This is a genomic window from Cohnella lupini, from assembly GCF_003386205.1.
GTDB lineage: Bacteria > Bacillota > Bacilli > Paenibacillales > Paenibacillaceae > Cohnella > Cohnella lupini.
This window is the reverse complement of the sequence record NZ_QRDY01000033.1, coordinates 15,076-38,171: the sequence shown is the minus strand read 5'-3', so window position 1 is coordinate 38,171 and position 23,096 is coordinate 15,076. Positions and strand designations below refer to the sequence as shown.

Here is a 23,096-nt window from a genome sequence, read left to right as displayed (position 1 = left end):
AACTCATTACGGAATATTTCATGAACCGCCGTATACCGAACGGTACGTACGGTGGTGTGAGAGGTCGGGGGCTAGCCGCCCCCTCCTACTTAATTGTCCGATTTTGTATTCGGTATCACGGTTATGTGACAAAGTTACGGTTTGGAAGTCGGCGAGCCTGATATTATGGTAACTGTGGGAAGCACAAATAAACTTTTTATACTTGAAGGGAGAAATGAATCATGAAAAACGTCGGAGGTACCGACCGCGCCGTTCGTATTATAATAGGAATCGCCCTTTTATCTTTGTTTTTCGTATTGCCCGACTATTGGAAATTATCGGGGCTGATCGCTCTTCCGCTTTTGATTACCGGCTTGTCGCAAAGATGCGGCATCAATAAATTGCTGGGCCGCAATACTTGTAGAATCAGATAAGCAGTAGCCCGTCTCATTACCGGTAACGGCGATCATATGACGACCGCCTACTCGCAGCCTAATTATCTGTTGACGACCTTACGACTTGTAGGGTCGTCTTTGATTGTTTTTCGTAATAACGGGCAGGAGTGCAAGGTTAAATCGCGAATCAAGTTAGGAGAAACAAAGCTGATTATTACAGGAGGCTGCATGCATGTTGAAACTATTCGAGTATAACTGGCAAGTTCGCAAGGACTGGTTCGACTGGTGCGATACGGTGAGCGTGGAAGAGTTGTTTAGAAAACGCACCGGCGGCATAGGATACATATTACCCACGCTGTATCACATTGTGGCAGTCGAGTATGGCTGGATATGCGGTGGAATTCAAGAAAAAGCGATTGAAATCCCTCCGTTCGAGGAAATGGCCAGTTTACGGCAAATAAAGGATTTTTCCGCCCGATGCCACGTGGAACTCGCTCCATTTATTTATGATTGGAATGATAATCTGGAAGAACGCATTATGATTGATATCACGGATGAAGGAGAACGGGAAGCCCATAAATACGGAGAAGTAATGCGGCACGTGATCGCCCACGAGATCCATCATATCGGTCAATTGTCTATATGGTCACGGGAAATCGGAAAGAAACCGGTTACTGCAAACTTGATTGGCAGAGGATTATTCGAGAAGAAAATAAAGGAGAGCGGAATATGAATACGAAGCAATTGAATCGGATCCAGACGGGAAAAGGATTTATTGCCGCCTTGGACCAAAGCGGCGGAAGCACGCCGAAAGCGCTGTTGCAGTACGGCATTGACGAAAGCGCCTATTCGAACGAGGATGAGATGTTTACGCGCGTGCACGAAATGCGAACGCGTATCATCACGAGCCCCGCGTTCGATTCCGAGTACATCTTAGGCGCGATCTTGTTCGAGAACACGATGGACCGCACGATCGAGGATCGGTTCACAGCGGATTATTTATGGGATGAGAAAGGCATCGTTCCTTTTCTGAAGATCGACGACGGACTTGCCGGACTCGAAAACGGCGTACAACTGTTAAAGCCGATTGCGGGCTTGGAAAATCGGTTGGAGAGAGCGAACGCGAAAAATATTTTCGGAACGAAAATGCGCTCGGTCATTAAAGAAGCTAACGTAACAGGCATCGAACAAATCGTTGCCCAGCAATTCGAAATCGGCAAGCGAATATTATCTTATGGTCTCGTGCCGATAATTGAACCTGAAGTGGACATTCATAGCCCGGACAAAGCGAAATCGGAAGAGCTGTTAAAAGATATGCTCCTCGAGCACTTATCCGGCTTAAGTCAAGACGCTAAAGTGATGTTGAAGCTGTCGTTGCCTTCCATAGACGACTTTTACGTCGAGTTAATCAATGATCCGCACGTCCTTCGCGTGGTCGCATTGTCCGGCGGATACGAGCAAAGGGAGGCGAATGAGAAGCTGTCCCGCAATCGCGGCTTGATCGCGAGCTTCTCCCGCGCGTTATCGGAAGGATTAACGGCACAGCAAACGAAACAACAATTCGATGATACGCTTTCTCGCTCGGTTAGGTCGATATACGCCGCGTCCATCAGCTAAAAAAAGGAGCAGATCGCCTATGCGCGAATCTGCTCCTTTTTACTGCGGAACAACATTGGGAAATAGAGGATACTTCAGTTGGAAAGCGAATATTTTATCGGAAGATGTACTGGCGATCATGGCTCAAATCCCAACAACAAGGCAACCATCAATGTATGATATATTAGACTGAATGAGCCATAATCTTGAGGATGTTGATGGAGGCGGTGACGGGAAAAATGACGCTGCAGCAATTAAAATACATTTTGACTATCGTGAACTGCGGTTCCGTAAGCGAAGCGGCAAAGCAACTTTATATTTCTCAACCCAGCCTATCGAGTGCGGTGAAGGATTTAGAAAAGGAAATCGGAGTCGACATATTTTTGCGTTCGTCGAAGGGGACTACGCTCTCGAACGATGGGGCTGAATTTCTGTCTTATGCCAGGCAAGTCGTTGAACAAGCCGAGCTTCTAGAGCACAGATATATGAATAAGCAGCCTTCCAAAAAGCTGTGCTCTATTTCTACGCAGCATTATGCTTTTGCCGTACAAGCGTTCGTTAGCTTGCTGAAGGACTTGAACGCGAACGAGTATGAATGTACGCTACGTGAAACGAGAACCTATGAAATCATCGAAGACGTGAGGCACATGCGAAGCGAACTGGGCATTCTATATCTCAACGATTTCAATCAGAAGGTAATCGAGAAAATACTTAAAGAAAACGATCTTCGATTTCAATTGCTTTTCGTGGCCGAACCGCACGTCTTTATCAGTTCCTCTCATCCGCTAGCCGAAAGAACGATAGTGGAAGTAGAGGACCTTGACGAGTACCCGTGCCTCGCTTTTGAACAAGGCGAGTACAATTCATTTTACTTTTCCGAGGAAATCTTGAGCACAAGAACGCAAAAGAAAAAAATACGGGTCAGCGACCGCGCGACTCTATTTAATCTATTGATTGGTCTAAATGGATATACGATTAGTTCCGGCGTGCTGAATAAAGACTTGAATGGCGATCAAATTACATCCGTTCGCTTGCGAACCAATGATAATATGAGGATTGGATATATCACGAACGACAACGTCAATTTAAGCTTACTTGCGTCCGAATACGTAATAAAACTAAAGAGCGTTATTGCGGATTTTGGGTATCCCATTATCAACCAAGAGGATGAGCCATAATGAGCTCATCCTCTTTCATTTACTATATTACAGCGTCGCCCGGACTTCTTTGGCAGCCTGTACCAAATGTCTTAGACTCGTCCAAGTTTCCGCATCGCCGCGGGTTTTCAATCCGCAATCCGGATTGACCCAAAGCTTGGCCGGATCGATTTTATCCAGCATACGATACAGTCCTTGTTTGATTTCCTCCACGCTCGGAATACGAGGGGAATGAATATCGTAAACCCCCGGACCGACCTCCGTCTGAAATCCGCATTCGTTAATGGCGTCGATAATGGCAAGATCCGATCTGGAAGCTTCGAACGTAATAACGTCGGCATCCATGGCATCGATATCTCGGATAATATCGCTAAACTGGCTGTAGCACATATGGGTATGAATTTGTGTGTCGGCCAATACGCCGCTATGCACCAATCGGAACGCGGGGATCGCCCAGCTTAAATATTCGTTCTGCCAATCCGACTTTCGCAATGGCAGCTTTTCTCTTAAGGCTGCTTCGTCGATTTGAATGATTTCAATGCGATTCGCTTCCAAATCCAATACTTCGTCCCTGATCGCCAGCGCGATCTGAAGAGCGCTATCCTTCAGGCTAATATCCTCGCGGGGGAAGGACCAGTTAAGTATCGTTACCGGACCGGTCAACATTCCTTTAACAGGTTTACTGGTCAAGCCCTTGGCATAGGCGGAATATTCGACGGTCATCGGCTTGGAACGACTAATGTCTCCCCATACGATCGGCGGTTTTACGCATCTCGTTCCATAGGATTGTACCCAAGCGTTCTCCGTGAAAATAAAACCGTCTAGGCATTCGCCGAAGTATTCGACCATATCGTTGCGCTCGTATTCGCCGTGGACGAGAACATCCAGGCCAATCTCTTCTTGCAGAACAATACATTCCGCGATTTTATTAAAGTTGAACTGTTTGTATTGCTCCTCGGTGATGGCGCCTTTCTTAAAGGAAAAGCGATTCGCCCGAACCTCGGCCGTCTGAGGAAACGATCCGATCGTTGTCGTGGGCAACGGCTGCAAGTTAAATTTGGACTTCTGAATCGCTTCCCGCTCCGAGAATGCTGGCAGTCTCGTGAAGTCGGCTTCCGTCAACGCTTCCGCCCGGGCTTGCACCGCCTTGTTATTCGTAAACCTGGCTCGGCTAAATAGTTGCTCGTTACGCAGATATAGCGGTGATGAATAAGTATCGGAGTGCGAAGCAATCGCTTTGAGCACTGCGAATTCCCGAAGCTTCTCCTCCGCGAAAGCAAAATGGCGTTTAACCTCTTCCGGTAGCTTGGCTTCGTGCTCCAGCGAGTAGGGTACGTGCAGAAGCGAGCATGAGGAGCTTAGCACCACTTGCTTTGCCGCACCGCTTAGTTCATCAATTACCGCGAGCGTGTTCTTATAATTGTTTTTCCAAATGTTTTTACCGTTTATGAGTCCAGCAAACAAGACTTTATCATCCGCGAACCCGTGGTTCCGTACAAGCTCCAATGACTGCTTACCCTCGACAAAATCGATTCCAATCCCATCGAAAGGAAGCGCTTGAAGCGCTTGATAGCCATCGCGAACGTCTCCGAAGTACGTCTGAACGAGAACTTTCACATTTCCTTTAGCCGATAGAATACGGGCATACAGCTTCTCGAACAGCACAAGGTCTTCCGGGGTTAAATCCGTGACTAATATCGGTTCATCTAGCTGTACCCAAGCCGCGCCGAGTTCGTTAAGCTTTCCGAGCACTGCCGCGTAAGCGTCTGCCGTTTCAAGTATATAGTCGTCTACTCTCTTGGTACCCGTATATTTGGCAAGTTTGAGCAACGTAAAGGCGCCCGTTATTACGGGTTTCGTAGGGATATTAAGCAACTTAGCCTCCAAGAATTCATCGAATAGCTTCGTTCCTTTTAATTGAATGTTAGTCGAATCGCCGATCTCGGGTACCATGTAATGATAATTCGTATTAAACCATTTTTTCATCGCTAATGCTTTAACGTCGCCTTGCTCGCCTTGATAACCTCTAGCCATAGCGAAATACGTCTCAAAAGGGTTAAGGGCTAACGCTTGATAACGATCAGGAACGATATTGAACAAATATGCCGTATCGAGTAAGCCGTCATAGAAGGAGAAATCATTTGACGGGATATAATCGATTTCATTCTCTTGTTGGATCTTCCAGTGGGAGGCTCTCAAGTCTGCGCCTATTTGATCTAACTCATCCAGAGAGATTCCGCCTTTAAAATATTTCTCGGATGCGAACTTGAGTTCCCTTAATGCGCCAACTCTAGGATAACCGATGATGGATGTTTTCAATTTATGCAACCCCCTGTTTTCAATTAACTTCAGTATAGGGTCGGGAATTTAAGATCGGAAACACATTATTACTATGCCGTACTATAGTTAAATTATATGGCTGATAGCTCTATACCGCCGAAAATAGGGATCAGGGCGATCTGGCTCCGTGTTCATTCTTTAAGCTCGGCGTTAACTGAAAGGTGTTGATTTTGTAGTATAACTCTACCCTAGCATAAACCCATTTTTCTAAAAATAGTTTTTAGTCTAGTCGATAGCAGGCTATTAGTCCATGCCTAATAAATCGATTCACGTACACTGAACAATCTTAATAGGGAGGTGTCTTGGTTGGGTTGTCTCGATATAAAAAAACGTTGTAAGAAGAAAACCATAATTGTGTGCCCTCCAAAACGCAAAAAAAAGAAACGGCGTACTCGAGTAATTAAAAAGATAATTTGTAAAAGATGTCCACCGCCTACAGGACGGCAATTACTTCGAGGACTTGCGGGAGCAATTACAGATGCTGGACCTCAAGGAGTTGCAGCAGTACTCGGGCCCAGAGGATTAGCAGGGATCGTGGGAGCAATTGGTTCTCTTGGACCCCAAGGAATTGCAGGAGCGCTTGGAACCCAAGGACTTGTAGGACTTGTAGGAGCGATTGGCTCACTTGGACCTCAAGGGCTAGCCGGAGCGCTTGGAACCGCAGGAGCAGCGGGAATTGCTGGAGCGATTGGTGCACTTGGACCGCAAGGACTAGCAGGAGCGCTTGGACCTCAAGGATTAGAAGGACTTGCAGGAGCAATTGGCGCAGCCGGACTGGCAGGTCCAGCAGGACCAGCAGGTCCAGCAGGTCCGGTAGGTGGAGTAATAGGCTTTGCGGACTTTTTTGCCTTGATGCCTCCTGATAACGCAGCAACCGTTGCTCCCAATACGGACGTAAGTTTTCCGCAAGATGGTCCAATTAGCGGGACAGCAATTACCCGCCTGAATGCGAGCTCGTTTAACTTGGCCGCAATTGGCACATATCAAGTTTTATTTCAGGTGAATGTAAACGAAGCCGGTCAACTGTTATTAACGCTAAATGGCGCTGACCTGGCCTATACGGTAGTCGGGCGCGCAACAGGAACTTCTCAAATAGTAGGAATGGCACTCGTACAGACAACGACCATCAATTCGGTCATCACAGTTCGAAATCCTGCCGGTAATGCCGCGGCACTCACAATCACTCCATTAGCTGGAGGAACAAGACCGGATTCCGCACACCTTGTTATTATGCAGATCGGATAAAAGGGATTACGGCTACCGCCACGTCATTGAACAAAGCCGTGGCGGGGAGAGCCTTCAGATCATCATTATGATCTGGAGGCTTTATCGTCGCAGATCCGGTACTCTATTCTGTAGTGAAGCAGATATGGAGTTTTTAAGTAAGATTTTTAATAAAACTTTAAGAACTTCTGCCGCTTTTTCTTAACTTCTTTTCTTTACCTTAGAGAAAGAGAGAATGAGGAGGAAGCAAGAAATGAGAAAGTGGCTATTATTGCTCGCGACGTTGCTGTTGATAGGAGTGTTCTACAATCGGTTCACGGCTGCGGTGGATATGAAAGGTTCGATTCAACCCGAGAACCGGTACCCGACGGAAACGCCAACGCCAGAGAATGACCCGCCGGAAAACGAGCTTACGATCGAAGTCGAAGCTGACCAGGTGAACAAGGGAAACCTGCTTCTGGTGAACGAAATACTTGCCGTGCCGCCGAACGATGCGGAAGCCGAAGCGGTTAACTTATATAAGCATAAGGAATTGCGGAACGGTTTCGGCTTGCTGGACAATAAAGTAAGGCTGTCACCCGATATGACGAAAAAATTCTCTTCGATGATCAAGGATGCCGCCGAAGTCGGCATCGACCATTTTCTGATCAGCAGCGGTTACCGTAACGACGAGGAACAAAAAGCGCTATACGATCAACTGGGTTCGGATGTCGCGGCGTTTCCGGGACATAGTGAACATAGTTTGGGACTGGCGCTAGACATCGGTTCGACAATCGCGCAGATGAAAGACGCCCCGGAAGGGAAATGGTTGAAGGAGAACTCCTGGAAGTACGGGTTCATCGTCCGGTATCCGGAGGATAAGACAGAAGTTACCGATGTCATGAACGAGCCTTGGCATTTCCGGTACGTCGGGCTTCCGCACAGCGCGGTCATGCAAGAAAATCATTTGGCGTTCGAGGAATACTTGGAATACTTGAAAGAGCGCAAATCGATCACGGCGATCGTAGGGAAAAGCACGTATGTCGTCTATTATTTTCCTGTATCTTCGAATACGACGCTTCACGTGCCCACTATCGGCAGTTACGAAGTATCCGGCAACAATACGGACGGCGTTATCGTGACCGTACTGAAATCCTGAATGACCTGATTTAAGACAAGAGAACGTTATCCGATCGCCACGTTATACGTGACATAGACGAGAATACATAGCTCGGGTACACTGAACAGGAATGTATCTTTCAAAGAATGGGCCATCCTTTGCGGATGGCCCTATACTTCTTTATAGGCGGCGCGGTATGTTGAACAGAATAAGAACACCTTTACAATAACATACGAAGTAGAGGGCGAATTCGGGCGTTGCTGTGTAGCAACCGGGAAAATATTGACATGAATATTTATATTTCATTAATGTTAGAATGGTTGACATAGAAAAAGTGTGTAGCTATACTCAAGTAATTGCTGATCTACTTACTTTCCGGTAAGTAAGATGTGCAGCATGAATTCACAACAAGAAGGAGCATACAAAAGATGAGTAATCAAAGCAAAGCGGGCATGATGCACCGGAATATCAACAAAGATAATACGTTCCTATTTCTTAGTGACGTAAATTCAATATTGGTGAGCGGGGAAGATACGAACGGTGAGTTTTGCGTCGTGCATTGCTCCGTCAAGAAAGATGATGGACCGCCACTGCATTTACATGAAAAAGAAGATGAATCTTTTTACGTTCTGGATGGAGAAATAGAGATGACGCTCGGCAAGGAGACTATTTCGGTGAAAACCGGCGAATATGTGTTCGCTCCCCGCGGCATTCCGCACACCTTCAAAGTAAAATCAAATACAGCTAAGTTTCTGGTTACCGCTTACCCTGCGGGATTTGATTCTTTTGTGAAGGAACTAGGCGTTCCTTATGAGGAAGGGTTGGAAGATCATGTCGAACCACCCACTCCTGAAGCCATGCAGAAGCTGCTAGAAGTTTCTAAGAAGTATCATATTACTTACCCCGGCCTTTAAATATTATTTTTAATACTGTGCTGAATATAGCTCAGTCATAGAGGAGATCCAAGAGTGTACATCGTAGCGATCGTTCTGTAGGGCTTTTAAGCTTAGTTTTTCTGATGGCGGGATTTAGTAAAATCTCGGGTTAGAAAATGCATTACAATGTTTGGTGGTATACTGACGCACGTTCGCGTAAAGGATAATGTTCAACAAACTTTTCCCGCTATCGTATTAACAGTACTCTCGGTTATCCTCTTCCTTATTCAAATGCCCGAGTTATCCGATTTTCAAGGATTATAACGTATAAGCTAATGAAGAAAGGCACCTCTATAGAGGTGCCTAACACTAGTTTTTTAATAGACGATTAATTCCATACATGATATCCGGAATGAAATCGACGTGCATTGCGCGGTTGTACTGCAGAGCTCCCTTGATTGCAGATAAGACTGTGATTGCTAAGGCGCGTGTATTAATTGCAGGATCGCCTGTCCCTTTAGCAAAAATGTCATCGATAATCGAAAGTTCAAACTCGCTTATCTCTTGAAGTTTTATTTTCATCGATTCCGGCAACAATTCATAATCAGCTTGCAATGATGAGGTAGGACATATGTCATACTCTGCAAAACGTCTGGATTGATCAGCGCAATATTGTATGAGCTTCTCTTCAATCGACTGTGATGATTGTTGAATACTAGACTTAAAGCTGATCAGACCTCGATTAAGTTGATCCAATACGGCAAGTCCAAGATCTTCCTTTTTCTCGAAATGATAGTGAATGCTCGCTTTGGTAACGCCAAAATGTTTTGAAATTTCGTCATAAGAAAAGGAAGAATAGCCTTTTTTTCGAATGAGTGATGATGCCAGATTTATGATTTGAGTTTTCCTGTTTTCCATGTAGTCATTATTGCGCATAGCTATACAAGAGTCAAGTGCTTTTTATACAAAGATGTATACAAACAAAAAATGTAGCTGAAAGAGGGAATTTCCATGTCAGAATCACAATTTCAAGCTTCCAATGGAGCCTTTTCACCGGTTATGCACGAGGTTGTAATAGACGATGTACGTCAAGTTTATCATGTCGCGGGAGAAGGTCCGATCTGTATAGTTCATTCGGGAGGTCCCGGTTTTCATTGGGGTTATATGCGTATGCCGCTACTGGAAAAAACCATGACCGTTATCTATTTGGAGCCAATAGGCACGGGACATTCCGATAACCTGCCGGACGGTGATTATAATATGTCGAAGTACGCCTACTTCGCTCATAAAGTAGCCGAGCACATCGGAGCACATCAGCCATTTTTCCTGGGTCACTCGCATGGCGGATTTGTAGGTCTTCAATATGCGCTTGATTATCCCGATGAACTCGGCGGACTTATTCTCTACAGCTCGGCTCCATGTATGAATCAAGAACTTGGAATGGAGCAGGTTCAACAACTCGAGATTTTCACTCAACGTTGGGCGGATCGTCCTGAAGCTCTGGATGCGAAGAATGCCTGGATGGACATGATTACGGGCAAAGCACGGGATAGAGATGCGGTTCTAAAGGTTTTGAGGCGCTTAATGCCTGCATTCTTCGGTAACTATTGGGAGCTGTCAGAAGAATTTAAAGAGTGGCAAGCCGGGTTGGATTTCTCCGTCGACCCGAATCGCAAGCCATATATGTGGGATGTTCGCGATGTCTTAAATACCATTCAAACCACGACCTTAATCCTCGTCGGCGAGTACGATTTTAACTGCGGACCGCGTTGGGCCAAAGAAATGGATGAGAAAATTCCTGCTTCTCAGCTCGTGATGTTCGAACAAGGCGGGCATATGAATCATGTGGAGACTCCCCAAGAATTTGTAAAAGCAGTGAATGATTTCGTTTCGCAAACCATAAAGTAACAGCTAAGTGAAGAGAGTTCATTAACGCTTGAAGGAAAGCAAATCCCCATTATTAAATGCGAATTAGTGATAAAATAAAGAAACGCAAACCCCACAGTTGTAAGTAACTGTGGGGTTTGCGTTTCTTTATATCAAAGCTAGCTAAGGACGCGGGTTGATGACCGTGCCTCTTTGCAAACGATTGCATTCGATCTCGATACCGGGAACCAAGTGAAATTGGCGGCTATTCAGCAACTCTCGCTTTTTGCCGCAGAGAAGAAAATGCCGTTAGCACGCTTGACAATCGCGTTTGTCCTGTCACATCCTATCCGATTCCCGCTTGGAAGGATTATCCTGCGTGCTGTTGAATATACATTGAGGAATACTTATTCAATTGAGGAATACTTATTCAGAGGTGGATAGATCATGCTCAAATCGCTTGAACATGATTTAGAAGTACTGAATAATCATGCGATTGGAGGTCTTATAAATGAAACATCTTGTAGTCTATGCCCATCCAAAGCCTGAAAGTTTTAACCGAGCTATATTGGAAACCACGACCGCTGTATTGAAAAAAAACGGGCATGAGGTGATTGTGCGTGATTTGTATTCGCTCAATTTCCAACCTGTGCTCAAACCGGAAGATACGGCTGCTATGAGATCAGGACACACTCCGCAGGATATTAAAACGGAACAAGAATTTATCACCCAAGCGGACGTAATTACGCTTATATATCCAATTTGGTGGACGGGACTTCCCGCTATCCTTAAAGGTTACGTTGATCGTGTGTTTTCTTACGGTTATGCCTATAGTGCCGGTGAAGAAGGCATCATTAAGATGTTGACAGGCAAGCAAGGTTTCATTATCAATACACATGGTACTCCTCAAGAGATTTACGATAAGATTGGCATGAGCAACGGATTGAAAATCACTTCTGATATCGGTATCTTTGACTTCGTTGGAATTGAGCCTGTAGGACATTTATTATTTGGTAGTATCGGGTTCCTCGATGACGAATCGTATTATAAAGGATTGCTGAAGGAAGTCGAAGATAAGATTGATTCCTTGTTCCCGAGTTGAGACAAGACATTGCACGTTTGCTACGGAGGAAGGGCTTAAAGACGATCGTCGGAATATTTACAAAACGAGCTATGCAATCCTAATGAAGAAATAAACAAACATCCCCAACAATTGATTCAACTAATTGTTGGGGATGTTTGTTTTATGAGAGCTTATATTAAGGAAAGAGATACCGCAGAACCGCAGTAGCAATTCCCCGCTTCGGCTATTTTAATTATAGAGTGGGGTAACCTACAATAGGACACCATCCGCTTGTTATTTCACGGGCTTCGCGAGCTGCTGCGAGAGCTCATGAGCGCTACGTTCCACCCAGTTGTGGGCGAGCTTACCATCGCGAATTTCCCATACCGCGATCCCGGAAATCTGAATCGGGCGATCGTCTGGCGGTGAACCGAGTATACCTTGGTTGTACCCCGTGACTACCCAGCGTGAAACGACGCGCGTACCGTCGGCGGAGCTGAACATATCGAGGCTATTGAGCCTAATGTCGCGAATCTTCGATGTGAACGTACGAGCCCACTCTTTAAATACAGCGCGACCCACGACGTCTCCATCCGGGTTCGATAGGATAAAGTCCTCGGTGCAGAGTCGGTCGATCGCGTCGAGATCCTGAGGAAGATTGTAAACTTTAGCCCAGAGCTCCGTGAGAAGTTCTTCGCCTTGACTGTTAAATAAAGCCATCTGAATAATCACCTCATGCATTCGACGTTTTTTAGAACCCGAACATAGTTATCATCACCACAAAAATGAAAATATATGTTCTCCACGGTCAAAAATGAAACTAGGGCAACCAGTAGCTGATAGCCTTAGTTTCATTTAAGCGCGCATTTAGATTGTTCAGCTAAGCGATAAGAATAATTCGAAGCAAGTCTTGAATCATTTGGCGAAGCTCCGACGAGTTTTTCGCGACTATCTTGAACCCTCGCAATGCGCTAGTTAAAAGATGTGCCAATGTCTCCGGAGAGAGACTATTTGGGTTGCCGGCGGATTGCGATCGCGATTTTAAAATAGAGGTCAGAACGACTTCAAGTTTATTGTAACTCGCATCGAGCGCCTCTTGAGCGAAAGATAAAGAGCTGTCGGTCATTTCTTTTACTTCGGGCGAGTTCAACGATTGATCGAAATTGTTTATAGACCACACTTCAAGCGCAAATATAATTTTGTCTTCGGGCGTTTTCTTGGAAGAGAGTTCATCCATTATTTTTGCGATGAGAGTGTCTCCATAGTGAAGAATCGTTGCGTTAAAAACTTCCTCCTTGTTATTGAAGTACAAATAGAGACCCGCACGCGAAATACCTGCGGCTTCCGCTATTTCATTCATTGACACTCGCTTATAGCCGTATTTGAAGTACACGTCCAACGCAACCGACAGAATATGAAGTTTCTTTTTATCGTCCATGGATACATTATTATACACTTTACAAACTTTGTCCAGTCGTATAGTATACGCACATAGACATTTTACGTTCCATGTCTAAATATCGAAAGAGGAGACCTGTTATGAAGACAACAAATTAAAATGAAATAGCACTAACCGTTCAATGAGTAAGGACCTCTTGCGCATTTGAGCAATTCCGGGACTCTCCACATAAACATTTAGTCAGCTATATAAGTTCAAGTCTTATTATTCAAAAGAACATTTAAAGGAGTTCATATATATGACAACTAAACAAACACCAATCGGCTCCGGCTTTGGAGCTTCAACAACAGCCGAAGAAGTCATCAAGGGTACCGACCTGTCCGGCAAAATCGCGATCGTAACTGGCGGTTATTCCGGACTAGGTCTTGAGACCGTGCGCGTGCTACGTTCTGCTGGCGCGAAAGTCATAGTCCCGACACGCGACTTCAACAAAGCCGCGACCGCGCTTGCGGATATCGACGGCATCGATATTCAAGTGATGGACTTGCTGGACCCTGCCTCGATCGATGCTTTTGCAGAGAAGTTTCTTGCTTCCGGCCAACCGGTGCACATCCTGGTAAATAGCGCAGGCATAATGGCATCTCCCTTGAAACGCGATTCGAGAGGATATGAATCGCAATTCGCAACGAACCATCTAGGCCATTTCCAGCTTGTAGCGAGGCTTTGGCCCGCTCTACGCAATGCGAATGGAGCACGGGTGGTCTCCGTTTCTTCCTGGGGCCATCACTTTTCCCCAGTCGTGTTCGATGATCCTAATTTCGAACAACGGGACTATGAACGCTGGGCGGCATATGGTCAGTCGAAGACGGCCAACATACTCTTCTCCGTCGCGCTAGACAAACGCGGCCAGGCCGACGGCGTGCGTACCTTTTCCCTACATCCTGGCAGCATCGTAGGAACAGGACTCGAAAAACATCTTTCGATGGAGGAACTGCAAGCGGCGGGAGTCATCGACGAGAACGGACAACCGGTCCTCGACCCGACGAAAAATCTCAAAACGGTAGAGCAAGGGGCTGCCACCAGCGTATGGTGTGCGACGAGCAAGCAGCTTGACAATATGGGCGGAGTTTACTGCGAGAACTGCGATATCGCCCCTCTAGGGCATGACGCCGAGTCCGATTTTCAATTAGACAACAATTCGACATTAACGGACTCCGGAGTGATGCCATATGCGGTCGATCCCAAAGCAGCCGATCAACTCTGGAGCCTTAGCGAACAACTGATAGGTTTCACTTTTGCAATCTAAAAAATGGAGCAAGGAGAATGAAAATGGAACAGACAAATAAAGCACTAACCAGAGCAGCCGTTACATTCGCCAAGGATCTCGAATGGTTCGATACGATGCCTGGCGAACAAATGGCCATTCGCATCCACAGCAATCAAGTTGGAGGAGCGATAACCGTCATTGAAGCGCGTGTACCGGCTTTGATTGGTCCCCCGAAGCATATTCATAAGGAACGGGAAGAGGTATTCGAAATTCTTGAGGGAACATTTCGTTTCCAATGCGGAGAAGAAGAATTTGAAGCGACTCCCGGAACGAGCGTCGTGGTTCCTCGCGGCGTAGCTCACGCGTGGGCTAACGTCGGATCCGAAATGGGGCGTATTCTATTCACTTTCGCACCTGGCGGTATTGACGATTTCTTTCCTGAAATCGGCCGAAATTTACTCGAGGAAATTGGACGACTAGCCGAGCAGAATGACACTTTAATTGTTGGACCTCCATTGCTTCAGCAATCACGATAACAATTGGAACCAGATTATTGGAATTCACATCATCATTAATCTAATTAATAAAAACGGGACAGTGCAGCATTAAATCTGCGCTGTTCCGTTTTTTGTGAGGACATTTTTTATCGCTTTCTATGTTGCCAGAGTAACAAATCTGCTTCATCTACAATATGATGAGCCTAGAACGCTAAAGAGGTGAGTCGATGGCAGTCGTAAAAGCCAGGCAACAGGATATCGATATGTTGGCAAGATTGCTTCGAGCCGAAGCCGAAACCGAAGGCGAGATGGGCATGCTCCTTGTCGGAAACGTCGGCATTAACCGAATAAGGGCAAATTGCTCCGATTTTAAGGAACTCCGGACGATTCCCCAAATGATAAACCAGCCGCATGCTTTCGAAGCGTTGCAACATGGGATGTACTATCAAGGCGCAAGAGAGAGGGAACGCCGTCTAGCGCAAAGAGTCGTGAACGGCGAGCGGTATTGGCCAGCCAAATTCTCGTTATGGTATTTCCGTCCAGGATCGTTCGATAATCCCGGACCATGTCCTCCGACTTGGTATGATCAACCGCAAGCAGGACGATTCAAGAAGCACTGTTTTTATGAACCGACCGCGGAAGAATGTGAAAATGTATATAATACGTTTTAATTGTATAACCTTGTCCGTTTGTCACTGATTAAAAATTGAGGAGGCATTACGCTCCTTAACTTGTAGACAATAGAGGAATGAAGCAGATTGCAGCGACAGTCTGCTTTTTTTTTATGAATTAAAGTGTGTGAAAGTTTAATACAAATATGCTGAACCTTACCGTAAGTAGCTTCAAAAATTTTATGTCCAAGCCCTTTAGTGCCATCTTAAGTGTAAAGTTAATTAAAGATATTCATTGCCTATAACCCAACCATTTCCAATGCTATTATTTTCATATCGGATGCGCAGCTGATGTTATTCTAATTTGATATGGAAAAGGAGATCAAAAGATGGGTAAGGACAATATGATTAAAGCGATACTTTCCGAAAAGGTAAGCATGACGCCAAAGGGTTTTGTTGCGGATCAATTAAGCCCAGAACAATTTGCCGATAGCTACGAATTGTTTTTCGACAAGATTATTGAAATCAGCTCATCAGATATAGCGGGAGTAGTAGGCTATGGCGAGTTTAATGAGAATTGTAAAACAGAATATGGGACTAGCAGGGAATTTCTAATCGATACATTTGCAGAAGATAAAGAGGGGTACTGGTTTAATTGGAGGGAAATGTTCGATACAACGGTTTTAGAACGCGAATTCTTCGAGAAATACTTCAAGGAAATGGAGAGCAGAATTCATTACTGCGAAGGGAATCGTTATTTGGTTTATAATAATACGTTTTTCGTCAATATGATCATTGATGTAAATTCAGTGGTCGGGTTCCCCGACTGGAGCAGATCCGGTATTTGCGATTTCCTTTTGGATTTTGTCATTATGGACTTAAATAAGCCTTACTTGAAGATACCCGAACTGTTGGTTAAGTATTGCAAGACGAGGAATATCGTCATACCCGATTTTAATGAAAGATTCTTATGTATGGCTTATTATAAAGGGATTGATACCTTGCGTTGGCATGCATCGATTGATGACACGGAATCCTGCATGTCCATCATGAAATCCATCAGTGAACTGAAAGATCGACTATACACATTATAGATGGTGATGGGATGAAATATGAAAATGCCGGCGATGTGATACCGGAGGAGCTCTTGAAAGAAATCCAGAAATACGCGGCAGGAAAACTTCTCTATATTCCTACTGGGGAGGAAAAGAGGGCTTGGGGTGAGACATCCGGTTACCGAGATCAACTGCAGAGGCGCAACCTCATGATTCGCAATAAGTATGCCCATGGGGTTACGGTTTCGGAACTTGCTGACGAATACTTTTTATCCTTGGATTCCGTTAAGAAAATTATCTATTCAAAGAAAATTGAAAGATATTTATCATATGCTCCGACTTTGGAGTCAGCTGTACAATATGCAAATGTCGGGATGTTCGAAGAATGGATTCAATGCTATCTGCTGCTTACCCGAAAAGACGCTCCAATTCTATATGATTTCATGAAGGAAAATCATCTATATTTCGGAGTCGTAAAGTTTCCACTGCGTCTCATTCAGCGTGATGGAATAGAGAACGGCCAAAACCTTACAAATGAAGATAATGACCTTGAAGCCGCTCTACCACCGCTACTTGTTCAGTATGAGGAAGGCAAATTTCAATGCATCGTCCAGAAGGACTTACTAGCCGTTTTAAAACATCGTAAAGTAAATGCTTATCCATCCATAATCGTTATGAAAGGTAATGACGAATATAAAAGGTTTATGAAATACTATGGCACCGTACTCTTTTACGTTGATAAAGTGTGATATTGATTCATGGACCATCCATTGCAAGGCGAAGCAACATATTTGGGCACAAATCGTTGCGAAGAGGTTCTCCGCCCCGGCTATACTTGATTCGAGAGGAGGGAAGCAATGGAGTGGTTGGAGCGAATGAATCGGGCGATAGATTATATTGAAGCAAACCTTACCGGGGAGATTGAGCTGAGTGGGGTAGCCCGCACGGCATGCTGCTCAACATACCAATTCCAGCGGATGTTTTCGTTCATTACGGACGTGACGCTGGCGGAATACATTAGGCGGAGACGGCTGACGCTTGCCGCATTGGAGCTAAGGCATGGTGGAGTTGCGAAGGTAATCGATGTCGCCCTAAAGTATGGCTACGAATCGCCAGTCTCATTCGCGCGGGCTTTCCATGCGATGCACGGGATCACGCCAGCTATGGCCCGTCAGGACGGGATTGCTCTCAAAGCCTACCCCCGTCTTTCCTTCCTTATCACTATTAAAGGGGCAGAGGCGATGAATTATCGAATCGAGACGAAAGAAAGCTTTGAAGTGTTCGGCATTGAAGGCATATTCCGAACCGATGGGGGTGGGGAGTCGCCGCAGACGCCAGCCAAACTGTGGGAGCAGAGCCATGCGAACGGCGACGTGAAGCAACTTGAAGCGCGGGCGGGCGATTTGCCATCGTTCGTCAGCCAGTTGTTGCTTCCCGTACAAGCAGTATGCAGCTACCGGAAGACCGGACCGGACACGTTCCCGTATATGCTGTGTGCCTTCAAGGACGAAGGAAGTGACACAGATGGGTATACCACGGTAACAATTCCTGCGCATACATGGGCGATCTTCCCGTCGGAACCTCATCCGTGGGATCAGTTCGGTGAGACGATTGAGAATCTTTACCGCCGCTTTTACACTGAATGGCTCCCGACGACCGGCTACGAGCAGGTGGACGGTGTCGAGTTCGAAATGTACGGCACTAAAGACGGCCTCAACTATATCGAGCTCTGGTTCGCGGTTCGCAAAGTGTAATTGTACACAAGAGTAATAAGAAGGCCGCCCGTCCATGATTTAACTACCGGGAAGCTATAACTCATAAGCACGAGAGACGGCAGCCGCAACATTGGGCAGCCGTCTTTCAACTAGCTGGCAGTATAGCGCAACATTCGTTTCTTATTAACGTCCTAATTTATGGGATAATTAGTTGTCGATTCCGATTAACGAAGCGGGGAAGCTTATGTACATTCCTTTTAGGCAATTATTTATGAGAAAAATCATAAGTGCGGCAATAGCGACCTTCTTTTTCTCTATCATTTTTGCTTGGGTGGAACCTGAACTGTTTGGTGACAGTAGTATGCTTTCCATCGGTTCTCGTTCACATGAGGCATTTCGCATAATCAGCGTCTATATGATGTATGCGGCACCTGCTATTTACCTTTACGGAATAGCTACTTCATTGATCAGTGAAGTGATCGCACGTGCCGTTACTCAGCGACAATGGCTACAGTTGACTGTTTCGACAATTTTGCATTGCGGCTTCGGCTTAATTTTACTTCACATCAGTTTGATAGCAGCAATTCTCTTTCTCCTTTCTGACACCATAATTTCTACAAAGTGGAAACAAATAATTAATGTGAATATAACACTCGCTAGTCCTCTGCTCCCTTTATTCTTGTGGCTCCTGAGTGTTGCTTATATTAATATTACGGGTTAGGCAGTCGCAAGTGTATGTAAATGGTTAGGAAGAGGAGGGCGTCGCTTGCCAACTATACAAATATCCCTGTTTATTAAAGCACCTATTCAGGTGTGTTTTGACTTGTCACGCAGCATTGACTTACACATGGAATCGATCTCGCATACAAATGAAAGAGCGGTAAAAGGTCGTACTAGCGGGTTGATTGAACTAGGAGAAACTGTGACATGGGAAGCTACGCATTTCGGCATTCGCCAGCAACTTACATCTCTTGCGACGAAACGAATATATAAAAAATAGTGCCGAAAGTTGATGGCAGGACCACCGGGAATCGGCACGTGTCAGAGCCATTTCTATTGACATGAATACTACTACGTGATACTTTATAGCAGTAGTAAGTACTACTTGTTACCAGTGATACAGAATAGCAGGGGTGATTGTGCTGGATAATCTAACGGAAATGCTCAAGGGGGCACTTGAGGGCTGTGTCCTTGAAATTATAAGGCGCAAAGAAACCTACGGCTACGAAATAACTCGGCAATTGAACGCCCTCGGCTTTACGGATGTTGTGGAAGGAACCGTGTACACCATCCTGATCCGGCTTGAAAAAAACAAGTTGGTGGAGATCACCAAGAAGCCCTCCGACATGGGACCGCCGCGAAAGTTCTTCGAGATCAACGACGCGGGGCGCGAGGAGTTGCGGAGGTACTGGGAAAAATGGGAGTTCGTGTCCTCAAAAATTAACGAGTTAAAGGAGAAAAAATGATGAATTTTTGGGATAGGATTACTGGCAAAGACATGACTAAAGAATTTATAAGTTTTGAATCGCGAGTCAAAAAGCTACCGGCTGATTTTCAAACGGCATGGGGGATGGTTTTTACTAATCTTATGCCGTACTCAGATTTCACCGGTCGCAACCTCATGCCCATTCTCGATGGCGTGCTTGGTCTGCTCGAAGAAACGGCAGCGGACGGTCAGAGTGTCCAAGAGGTTTTGGGTGACGATATCAAAGGCTTCTGTTCAGCGCTGGCCGGAGAAGAAGGGGCAAAGTCTTTTCGCGATAAGTGGCGGGAGCAACTCAATAAGAATGTCGCAAAAAAATTAGGTAAATAGGAGGATTAAAAATGAGCATACAAGATATCATCGAAGGTAAAAAACAGTGGCGAGCGCACGTGGCGCGTGTCAAAGCGCTCCCTCAAGATTATCAAATCGTTTATAAGGAGATTCAAAAGTATCTTTTTAAGGTCGGCCCTGTAGAGCTAACCGACGGTACGGGTTTACTCTCGGGGATAATTGATCTTTTTGAAGAGGGCGCAGCCTCGGGGAAAGGCGTGCTCGAAGTGACGGGTAGAGACGTAGCGGCTTTCTGCGACGATCTAATCAAAGATTCAAAAACTTACTCTGACATCTTTCAAGAATCTATTGATCAAGAAGTTAACAAGGCGATGAAAAAGGTTACGGATAAAACAAAGTGAGAGGGGATTCGATTTCGAAGTGAAGCGAGTCGGGATGTTCGCCCAACGGGGCGGAATTGAAAATAGTAGTTAATAAATCGAAGATTTCCTGGCGCCTATGGATGGGGACTGGAACGGGAGGGAGTCGGCGTATATTCATGCCCGGTACCCTCCCGTTGTTCGTTCGCTTTATTGCATTTGCCTATCGTCTCACGACGTAGCCGGCAAGTCCGGAGAGCCGCTCGGCCGTGACTTCCAGCCGAAGCCCGCCGGCGGCAGAAAAGGGCTCGCCAAGCGGGACGAGCAGGCCATTCTCGGCGAGGAATGCCTGCACGGAGGCGAAATCGCCTTCTAGCGCGAGGGTGCCTGCCTTGAACGGGATGCACGAGAAATACGCGGAGCTAGCCAGATCGAGACCGTCCTGAGCGAGAAGCGCCCAGTTGCCGGAGAAGCGAAGGTACGGCACTTGCTCGTAGCCGGTCAATCCCGACTCGCCGCCAGATATGCCACCCGCCAAGTCGCCGTCGCTTCGCAGTGCCAACGCGGTCAGCGATGGAGCCACCGTCGACGGCTTTTCCCCGCCATCCCCTTCGCTCAGATTCGTCTCGCCTTCGACGCGACCCCACGACAAGAGCTTAGGCTCGCCCTTTAAGCTACCAGTTTCGGCATGCAGCCACAACGGCGTCCAACCGCACGAGCGGCGACTCCAAGCTTGCAGCGCGGCCCACCGGTTCATGCCGGAGGCGGTAATCCGCTTGCCGTCGGAATCGAATTCCCCGAGCGTCAGTCCGTTCGTGCCGACGACCGCCGTGTCGAGCAGAATAGATTCGAACGTGTCCCAATAATAGCCGGTCGACGTGTTGATCGGCATGCCGTGCATGGCGGCAAGCGAAGCCCACAAACAGCGTTGGTTGTGCCCGGCAAGCTCGAACGCCGCGCTGTCGCCGGCATCGCCGAGGTCGTCGAGGCTGATCAAATCCGTAACTCCGCGAAGCAGCGGGGTAATACCGTAATAGATGATCGTGACCAGAGGGTCGACCTCTTTGGCGGCATCGTAGGTCAGCTTCAGCAGGCTATAAGCAAGGCGCTCGCCCCTGTAAGCCGAATCGCGCGGGGCGCAGACGTCCGGCCCCGGGAATCCGTATCCGAAATCCAGCTTAAGCGCGGCGGGACGCCATTTCGCGATAATCCGCTGCACTCGCTCCTTTATAAACGCACGCGTTCTCTCCGAGCTCGGATCGAGCAGGTAATGGTAGCCGCCGCTCTCGATCGGGCTGCCGGACCATCGCCACTGGCGCGGAACGCCGTCCGCACCGCACAGCAGATCTTCCGTAGTCAGTCCGGAAGCGGCCGGATCGTCGATCCAACCGACGCTTTGCCAGAGCGCGATATCGAAGCCGGCCGAGCGCAGTCCGGCCAAATCCGCTTCGAAATCCGGGAACCGCTCCATGTTCGGTTCCCCGCTGCCGTTGTAGGTTTCCCAATGGTCGTCCAGGATGACCATGTCCGCTCGCGTCGTGCCCGATGCCCGGAGTGACAACTGCTTAAGGTCGTAGCGCCCTTCCTTGAAATCGCCCCACGTGCAGATGAAGGAGCGGGCATGGTGCGGCGATTTCGGCTCGAACGGTCCGAAAGTCGCGTACAGCGCGGCCATCGCTTCATAACCGCTATCCCCCCAGCTCAGGCGAAGCGGTTCATTCCAGAGCCGGCTGCCGGGATCGGACGTTCCCCATAGATCTTCCCGATATGCGTAGCGCAAGCTGGCCGTCGCAGATTGCAGATGCAGCGTCAGCGGCGCATCCGGGATATCCCCGGAGCCGAATGCGAGCCAGCCGTGTCGCCCGCCCATCGCGGCGGCATACATCGGCCGCGGGAAAGCCGCCGAGTACGGCGTTCCCATCGCGTCGCCGAAGCTACCGAGCGGAAGCAGCGCGTCTCCCATGTCCCATGACCGGAAGTATGATTGGGTAGGGGACGAGCCCGCAGCCGGAACGCAATAGCCTTCCGACGACCAATTCGGCCAATAAGGACGGTCCAGGCGAGGCGCCCGTGTTCTCTCGACGTCGTTCATTAGCCGAGTTCCGAACTGCATGGACGCGACCCTGGTATCCGACGTCCATTTCGCCGATAAAGCGGTAAACCGCACGCTCCGGCCGTCCGCTCGCACGGTCAGCGAACCGCTTCCGTAAGTACCGAAGCTCAGAGCGATCCGCAGCCCGGTTCTCTGCTCCGTATCCCCCGCACTCCCCGCGGCTTCCGCTCCCGTAGCTGCCGCTTTGACGTACGCCGTCTTGCCCTCGACCGTCGTGAGCTCGAACGCCGGCAGCAAACTGCCCGTCCAGACGACGGCAGGCTTTCCGCCGGCAGATCCCGACTTACGCAATTCCGCGAAGTCTTCGTTCAGGTTCCATTCCAATCGCCATAGTCCGTCAACGACGACCCAAGGCGCGATTCTCGTATCCATAATTATCGCTCCTTCTTCCGCTTAACCAACGTTATTATCATCATTATAGTAGAGGAACCGGATAACCGTATTTAGCCCGAATAAGCAAAGTGGTGTCCAAAATCATGATTATTGCCCGTCAGGCGATTCGTTAAAATGGGATTCATCCCCTTCGATTCTAGCCAATTACATAAGAAATGGCGAGACCTATATCGTAGGAGGCCATCAAAAGACGGTCTATCGATAAAAGAAGTTATCAAAAGACAGGAGAACAACAATTTTTACTATAGGTTCGGGAGTTCGGCGATTTTATAATGAACGAGAAACCATCGGCGGCATTAGACGCGTGGGAGGGGACTCT

General features: G+C 47.2%; 25 protein-coding genes. 20 read left to right on the top strand and 5 right to left on the bottom strand.

Annotation, left to right across the window (positions count from 1 at the left end; all coding sequences use genetic code 11):
• Window positions 1–221 precede the first annotated feature (221 nt).
• The 4 genes from DFP95_RS26880 to DFP95_RS26865 all read left to right on the top strand — a co-directional run bounded on the left by DFP95_RS26880 (window position 222) and on the right by DFP95_RS26865 (window position 3,148).
• Entirely contained in the window at window positions 222–413 is a 192-nt protein-coding gene (locus tag DFP95_RS26880) for a YgaP family membrane protein (protein WP_220376480.1), read from the top strand.
• Between the two features lie 193 nt (window positions 414–606).
• Entirely contained in the window at window positions 607–1,107 is a 501-nt protein-coding gene (locus DFP95_RS26875; protein ID WP_115995761.1) for a DinB family protein, read from the top strand.
• Window positions 1,104–1,991 (top strand): fructose bisphosphate aldolase, encoded by an 888-nt coding sequence (locus DFP95_RS26870; RefSeq protein WP_115995760.1) that lies wholly within the window; start codon window positions 1,104–1,106, stop codon window positions 1,989–1,991. The genes DFP95_RS26875 and DFP95_RS26870 overlap by 4 nt, the downstream gene beginning before the upstream one ends.
• Before the next feature lie 218 nt (window positions 1,992–2,209).
• Window positions 2,210–3,148, top strand: a complete 939-nt coding sequence (locus DFP95_RS26865) for a LysR family transcriptional regulator (RefSeq protein WP_115995765.1) — start codon at window positions 2,210–2,212, stop codon at window positions 3,146–3,148.
• A 27-nt stretch (window positions 3,149–3,175) separates the two neighbouring features.
• On the opposite strand, the gene metE is transcribed toward DFP95_RS26865, so the two are convergent.
• The gene (gene metE, locus DFP95_RS26860; RefSeq protein ID WP_115995759.1) at window positions 3,176–5,446 is read right to left on the bottom strand and encodes a 5-methyltetrahydropteroyltriglutamate--homocysteine S-methyltransferase; all 2,271 of its coding nucleotides are present in this window, start codon (window positions 5,444–5,446) and stop codon (window positions 3,176–3,178) included.
• A gap of 327 nt (window positions 5,447–5,773) precedes the next feature.
• On the opposite strand from metE, the gene DFP95_RS26855 reads away from it, so the two are divergent.
• The 3 genes from DFP95_RS26855 to DFP95_RS26845 all read left to right on the top strand — a co-directional run bounded on the left by DFP95_RS26855 (window position 5,774) and on the right by DFP95_RS26845 (window position 8,704).
• Window positions 5,774–6,712, top strand: coding sequence for a collagen-like protein (locus tag DFP95_RS26855; RefSeq protein ID WP_115995758.1), 939 nt, complete (start codon window positions 5,774–5,776; stop codon window positions 6,710–6,712).
• A gap of 232 nt (window positions 6,713–6,944) precedes the next feature.
• Complete coding sequence (locus DFP95_RS26850) at window positions 6,945–7,829, top strand: M15 family metallopeptidase (protein ID WP_115995757.1); 885 nt, start codon at window positions 6,945–6,947, stop codon at window positions 7,827–7,829.
• 389 nt (window positions 7,830–8,218) lie between these two features.
• Complete coding sequence (locus DFP95_RS26845) at window positions 8,219–8,704, top strand: quercetin 2,3-dioxygenase (RefSeq protein WP_115995756.1); 486 nt, start codon at window positions 8,219–8,221, stop codon at window positions 8,702–8,704.
• Window positions 8,705–9,034: 330 nt separating this feature from the next.
• On the opposite strand, the gene DFP95_RS26840 is transcribed toward DFP95_RS26845, so the two are convergent.
• Window positions 9,035–9,583: a TetR/AcrR family transcriptional regulator gene (locus tag DFP95_RS26840; protein WP_115995764.1), complete on the bottom strand. Its 549-nt coding sequence runs from the start codon at window positions 9,581–9,583 to the stop codon at window positions 9,035–9,037.
• A 93-nt stretch (window positions 9,584–9,676) separates the two neighbouring features.
• Here DFP95_RS26840 and DFP95_RS26835 point away from each other — a divergent pair, with 93 nt between their 5' ends.
• Window positions 9,677–10,573, top strand: a complete 897-nt coding sequence (locus tag DFP95_RS26835; RefSeq protein ID WP_115995755.1) for an alpha/beta fold hydrolase — start codon at window positions 9,677–9,679, stop codon at window positions 10,571–10,573.
• A 469-nt stretch (window positions 10,574–11,042) separates the two neighbouring features.
• Window positions 11,043–11,633 (top strand): NAD(P)H-dependent oxidoreductase, encoded by a 591-nt coding sequence (locus DFP95_RS26830; RefSeq protein WP_115995754.1) that lies wholly within the window; start codon window positions 11,043–11,045, stop codon window positions 11,631–11,633.
• Window positions 11,634–11,888: 255 nt separating this feature from the next.
• Here the strand turns inward: DFP95_RS26830 and DFP95_RS26825 are convergent, their stop codons facing one another.
• Window positions 11,889–12,314 (bottom strand): ester cyclase, encoded by a 426-nt coding sequence (locus DFP95_RS26825; protein ID WP_181907630.1) that lies wholly within the window; start codon window positions 12,312–12,314, stop codon window positions 11,889–11,891.
• Window positions 12,315–12,474: 160 nt separating this feature from the next.
• Window positions 12,475–13,032, bottom strand: a complete 558-nt coding sequence (locus DFP95_RS26820; RefSeq protein WP_147304226.1) for a TetR/AcrR family transcriptional regulator — start codon at window positions 13,030–13,032, stop codon at window positions 12,475–12,477.
• A 259-nt stretch (window positions 13,033–13,291) separates the two neighbouring features.
• On the opposite strand from DFP95_RS26820, the gene DFP95_RS26815 reads away from it, so the two are divergent.
• The 11 genes from DFP95_RS26815 (at window position 13,292) to DFP95_RS26765 (ending at window position 20,313) form a co-directional block, all read left to right on the top strand.
• The gene (locus tag DFP95_RS26815) at window positions 13,292–14,299 is read left to right on the top strand and encodes an oxidoreductase (RefSeq protein ID WP_115995751.1); all 1,008 of its coding nucleotides are present in this window, start codon (window positions 13,292–13,294) and stop codon (window positions 14,297–14,299) included.
• A 23-nt stretch (window positions 14,300–14,322) separates the two neighbouring features.
• Window positions 14,323–14,796: a cupin domain-containing protein gene (locus DFP95_RS26810; RefSeq protein ID WP_115995750.1), complete on the top strand. Its 474-nt coding sequence runs from the start codon at window positions 14,323–14,325 to the stop codon at window positions 14,794–14,796.
• 188 nt (window positions 14,797–14,984) lie between these two features.
• Window positions 14,985–15,428 (top strand): cell wall hydrolase, encoded by a 444-nt coding sequence (locus DFP95_RS26805; protein WP_115995749.1) that lies wholly within the window; start codon window positions 14,985–14,987, stop codon window positions 15,426–15,428.
• A gap of 329 nt (window positions 15,429–15,757) precedes the next feature.
• Entirely contained in the window at window positions 15,758–16,462 is a 705-nt protein-coding gene (locus tag DFP95_RS26800) for a hypothetical protein (RefSeq protein WP_115995748.1), read from the top strand.
• 11 nt (window positions 16,463–16,473) lie between these two features.
• Window positions 16,474–17,172, top strand: coding sequence for a CD3324 family protein (locus DFP95_RS29750; RefSeq protein WP_342768293.1), 699 nt, complete (start codon window positions 16,474–16,476; stop codon window positions 17,170–17,172).
• 108 nt (window positions 17,173–17,280) lie between these two features.
• Window positions 17,281–18,177 (top strand): AraC family transcriptional regulator, encoded by an 897-nt coding sequence (locus DFP95_RS26790; protein WP_115995747.1) that lies wholly within the window; start codon window positions 17,281–17,283, stop codon window positions 18,175–18,177.
• A gap of 172 nt (window positions 18,178–18,349) precedes the next feature.
• Window positions 18,350–18,859: a hypothetical protein gene (locus tag DFP95_RS26785; protein WP_147304225.1), complete on the top strand. Its 510-nt coding sequence runs from the start codon at window positions 18,350–18,352 to the stop codon at window positions 18,857–18,859.
• Window positions 18,860–18,904: 45 nt separating this feature from the next.
• The gene (locus DFP95_RS26780; RefSeq protein ID WP_181907628.1) at window positions 18,905–19,138 is read left to right on the top strand and encodes an SRPBCC family protein; all 234 of its coding nucleotides are present in this window, start codon (window positions 18,905–18,907) and stop codon (window positions 19,136–19,138) included.
• Window positions 19,139–19,298: 160 nt separating this feature from the next.
• Entirely contained in the window at window positions 19,299–19,604 is a 306-nt protein-coding gene (locus DFP95_RS26775; protein WP_281273458.1) for a PadR family transcriptional regulator, read from the top strand.
• On the top strand, window positions 19,604–19,951 hold the full coding sequence (locus tag DFP95_RS26770; protein WP_115995744.1) for a DUF1048 domain-containing protein: 348 nt from the start codon (window positions 19,604–19,606) through the stop codon (window positions 19,949–19,951). The genes DFP95_RS26775 and DFP95_RS26770 overlap by 1 nt, the downstream gene beginning before the upstream one ends.
• Window positions 19,952–19,962: 11 nt before the next feature.
• Window positions 19,963–20,313, top strand: a complete 351-nt coding sequence (locus DFP95_RS26765; RefSeq protein ID WP_115995743.1) for a DUF1048 domain-containing protein — start codon at window positions 19,963–19,965, stop codon at window positions 20,311–20,313.
• Between the two features lie 181 nt (window positions 20,314–20,494).
• Here DFP95_RS26765 and DFP95_RS26760 read toward each other — a convergent pair whose 3' ends face one another.
• Window positions 20,495–22,756, bottom strand: coding sequence for an alpha-amylase family protein (locus DFP95_RS26760; RefSeq protein WP_115995742.1), 2,262 nt, complete (start codon window positions 22,754–22,756; stop codon window positions 20,495–20,497).
• Window positions 22,757–23,096 lie beyond the last annotated feature (340 nt).

Coding starts and splice junctions, on each gene's coding strand:
- DFP95_RS26820 (WP_147304226.1), bottom strand. CDS start 13,032: ATGGACGATAAAAAGAAACTTCATATTCTGTCGGTTGCGTTGGACGTG.
- DFP95_RS26865 (WP_115995765.1), top strand. CDS start 2,210: ATGACGCTGCAGCAATTAAAATACATTTTGACTATCGTGAACTGCGGT.
- DFP95_RS29750 (WP_342768293.1), top strand. CDS start 16,474: ATGAAATATGAAAATGCCGGCGATGTGATACCGGAGGAGCTCTTGAAA.
- DFP95_RS26770 (WP_115995744.1), top strand. CDS start 19,604: ATGAATTTTTGGGATAGGATTACTGGCAAAGACATGACTAAAGAATTT.
- DFP95_RS26805 (WP_115995749.1), top strand. CDS start 14,985: ATGGCAGTCGTAAAAGCCAGGCAACAGGATATCGATATGTTGGCAAGA.
- DFP95_RS26765 (WP_115995743.1), top strand. CDS start 19,963: ATGAGCATACAAGATATCATCGAAGGTAAAAAACAGTGGCGAGCGCAC.
- DFP95_RS26880 (WP_220376480.1), top strand. CDS start 222: ATGAAAAACGTCGGAGGTACCGACCGCGCCGTTCGTATTATAATAGGA.
- DFP95_RS26790 (WP_115995747.1), top strand. CDS start 17,281: ATGGAGTGGTTGGAGCGAATGAATCGGGCGATAGATTATATTGAAGCA.
- DFP95_RS26850 (WP_115995757.1), top strand. CDS start 6,945: ATGAGAAAGTGGCTATTATTGCTCGCGACGTTGCTGTTGATAGGAGTG.
- DFP95_RS26840 (WP_115995764.1), bottom strand. CDS start 9,583: ATGGAAAACAGGAAAACTCAAATCATAAATCTGGCATCATCACTCATT.
- DFP95_RS26835 (WP_115995755.1), top strand. CDS start 9,677: ATGTCAGAATCACAATTTCAAGCTTCCAATGGAGCCTTTTCACCGGTT.
- DFP95_RS26815 (WP_115995751.1), top strand. CDS start 13,292: ATGACAACTAAACAAACACCAATCGGCTCCGGCTTTGGAGCTTCAACA.
- DFP95_RS26870 (WP_115995760.1), top strand. CDS start 1,104: ATGAATACGAAGCAATTGAATCGGATCCAGACGGGAAAAGGATTTATT.
- DFP95_RS26800 (WP_115995748.1), top strand. CDS start 15,758: ATGGGTAAGGACAATATGATTAAAGCGATACTTTCCGAAAAGGTAAGC.
- DFP95_RS26875 (WP_115995761.1), top strand. CDS start 607: ATGTTGAAACTATTCGAGTATAACTGGCAAGTTCGCAAGGACTGGTTC.
- DFP95_RS26825 (WP_181907630.1), bottom strand. CDS start 12,314: ATGGCTTTATTTAACAGTCAAGGCGAAGAACTTCTCACGGAGCTCTGG.
- DFP95_RS26760 (WP_115995742.1), bottom strand. CDS start 22,756: ATGGATACGAGAATCGCGCCTTGGGTCGTCGTTGACGGACTATGGCGA.
- DFP95_RS26810 (WP_115995750.1), top strand. CDS start 14,323: ATGGAACAGACAAATAAAGCACTAACCAGAGCAGCCGTTACATTCGCC.
- DFP95_RS26775 (WP_281273458.1), top strand. CDS start 19,299: ATGCTCAAGGGGGCACTTGAGGGCTGTGTCCTTGAAATTATAAGGCGC.
- DFP95_RS26830 (WP_115995754.1), top strand. CDS start 11,043: ATGAAACATCTTGTAGTCTATGCCCATCCAAAGCCTGAAAGTTTTAAC.
- DFP95_RS26845 (WP_115995756.1), top strand. CDS start 8,219: ATGAGTAATCAAAGCAAAGCGGGCATGATGCACCGGAATATCAACAAA.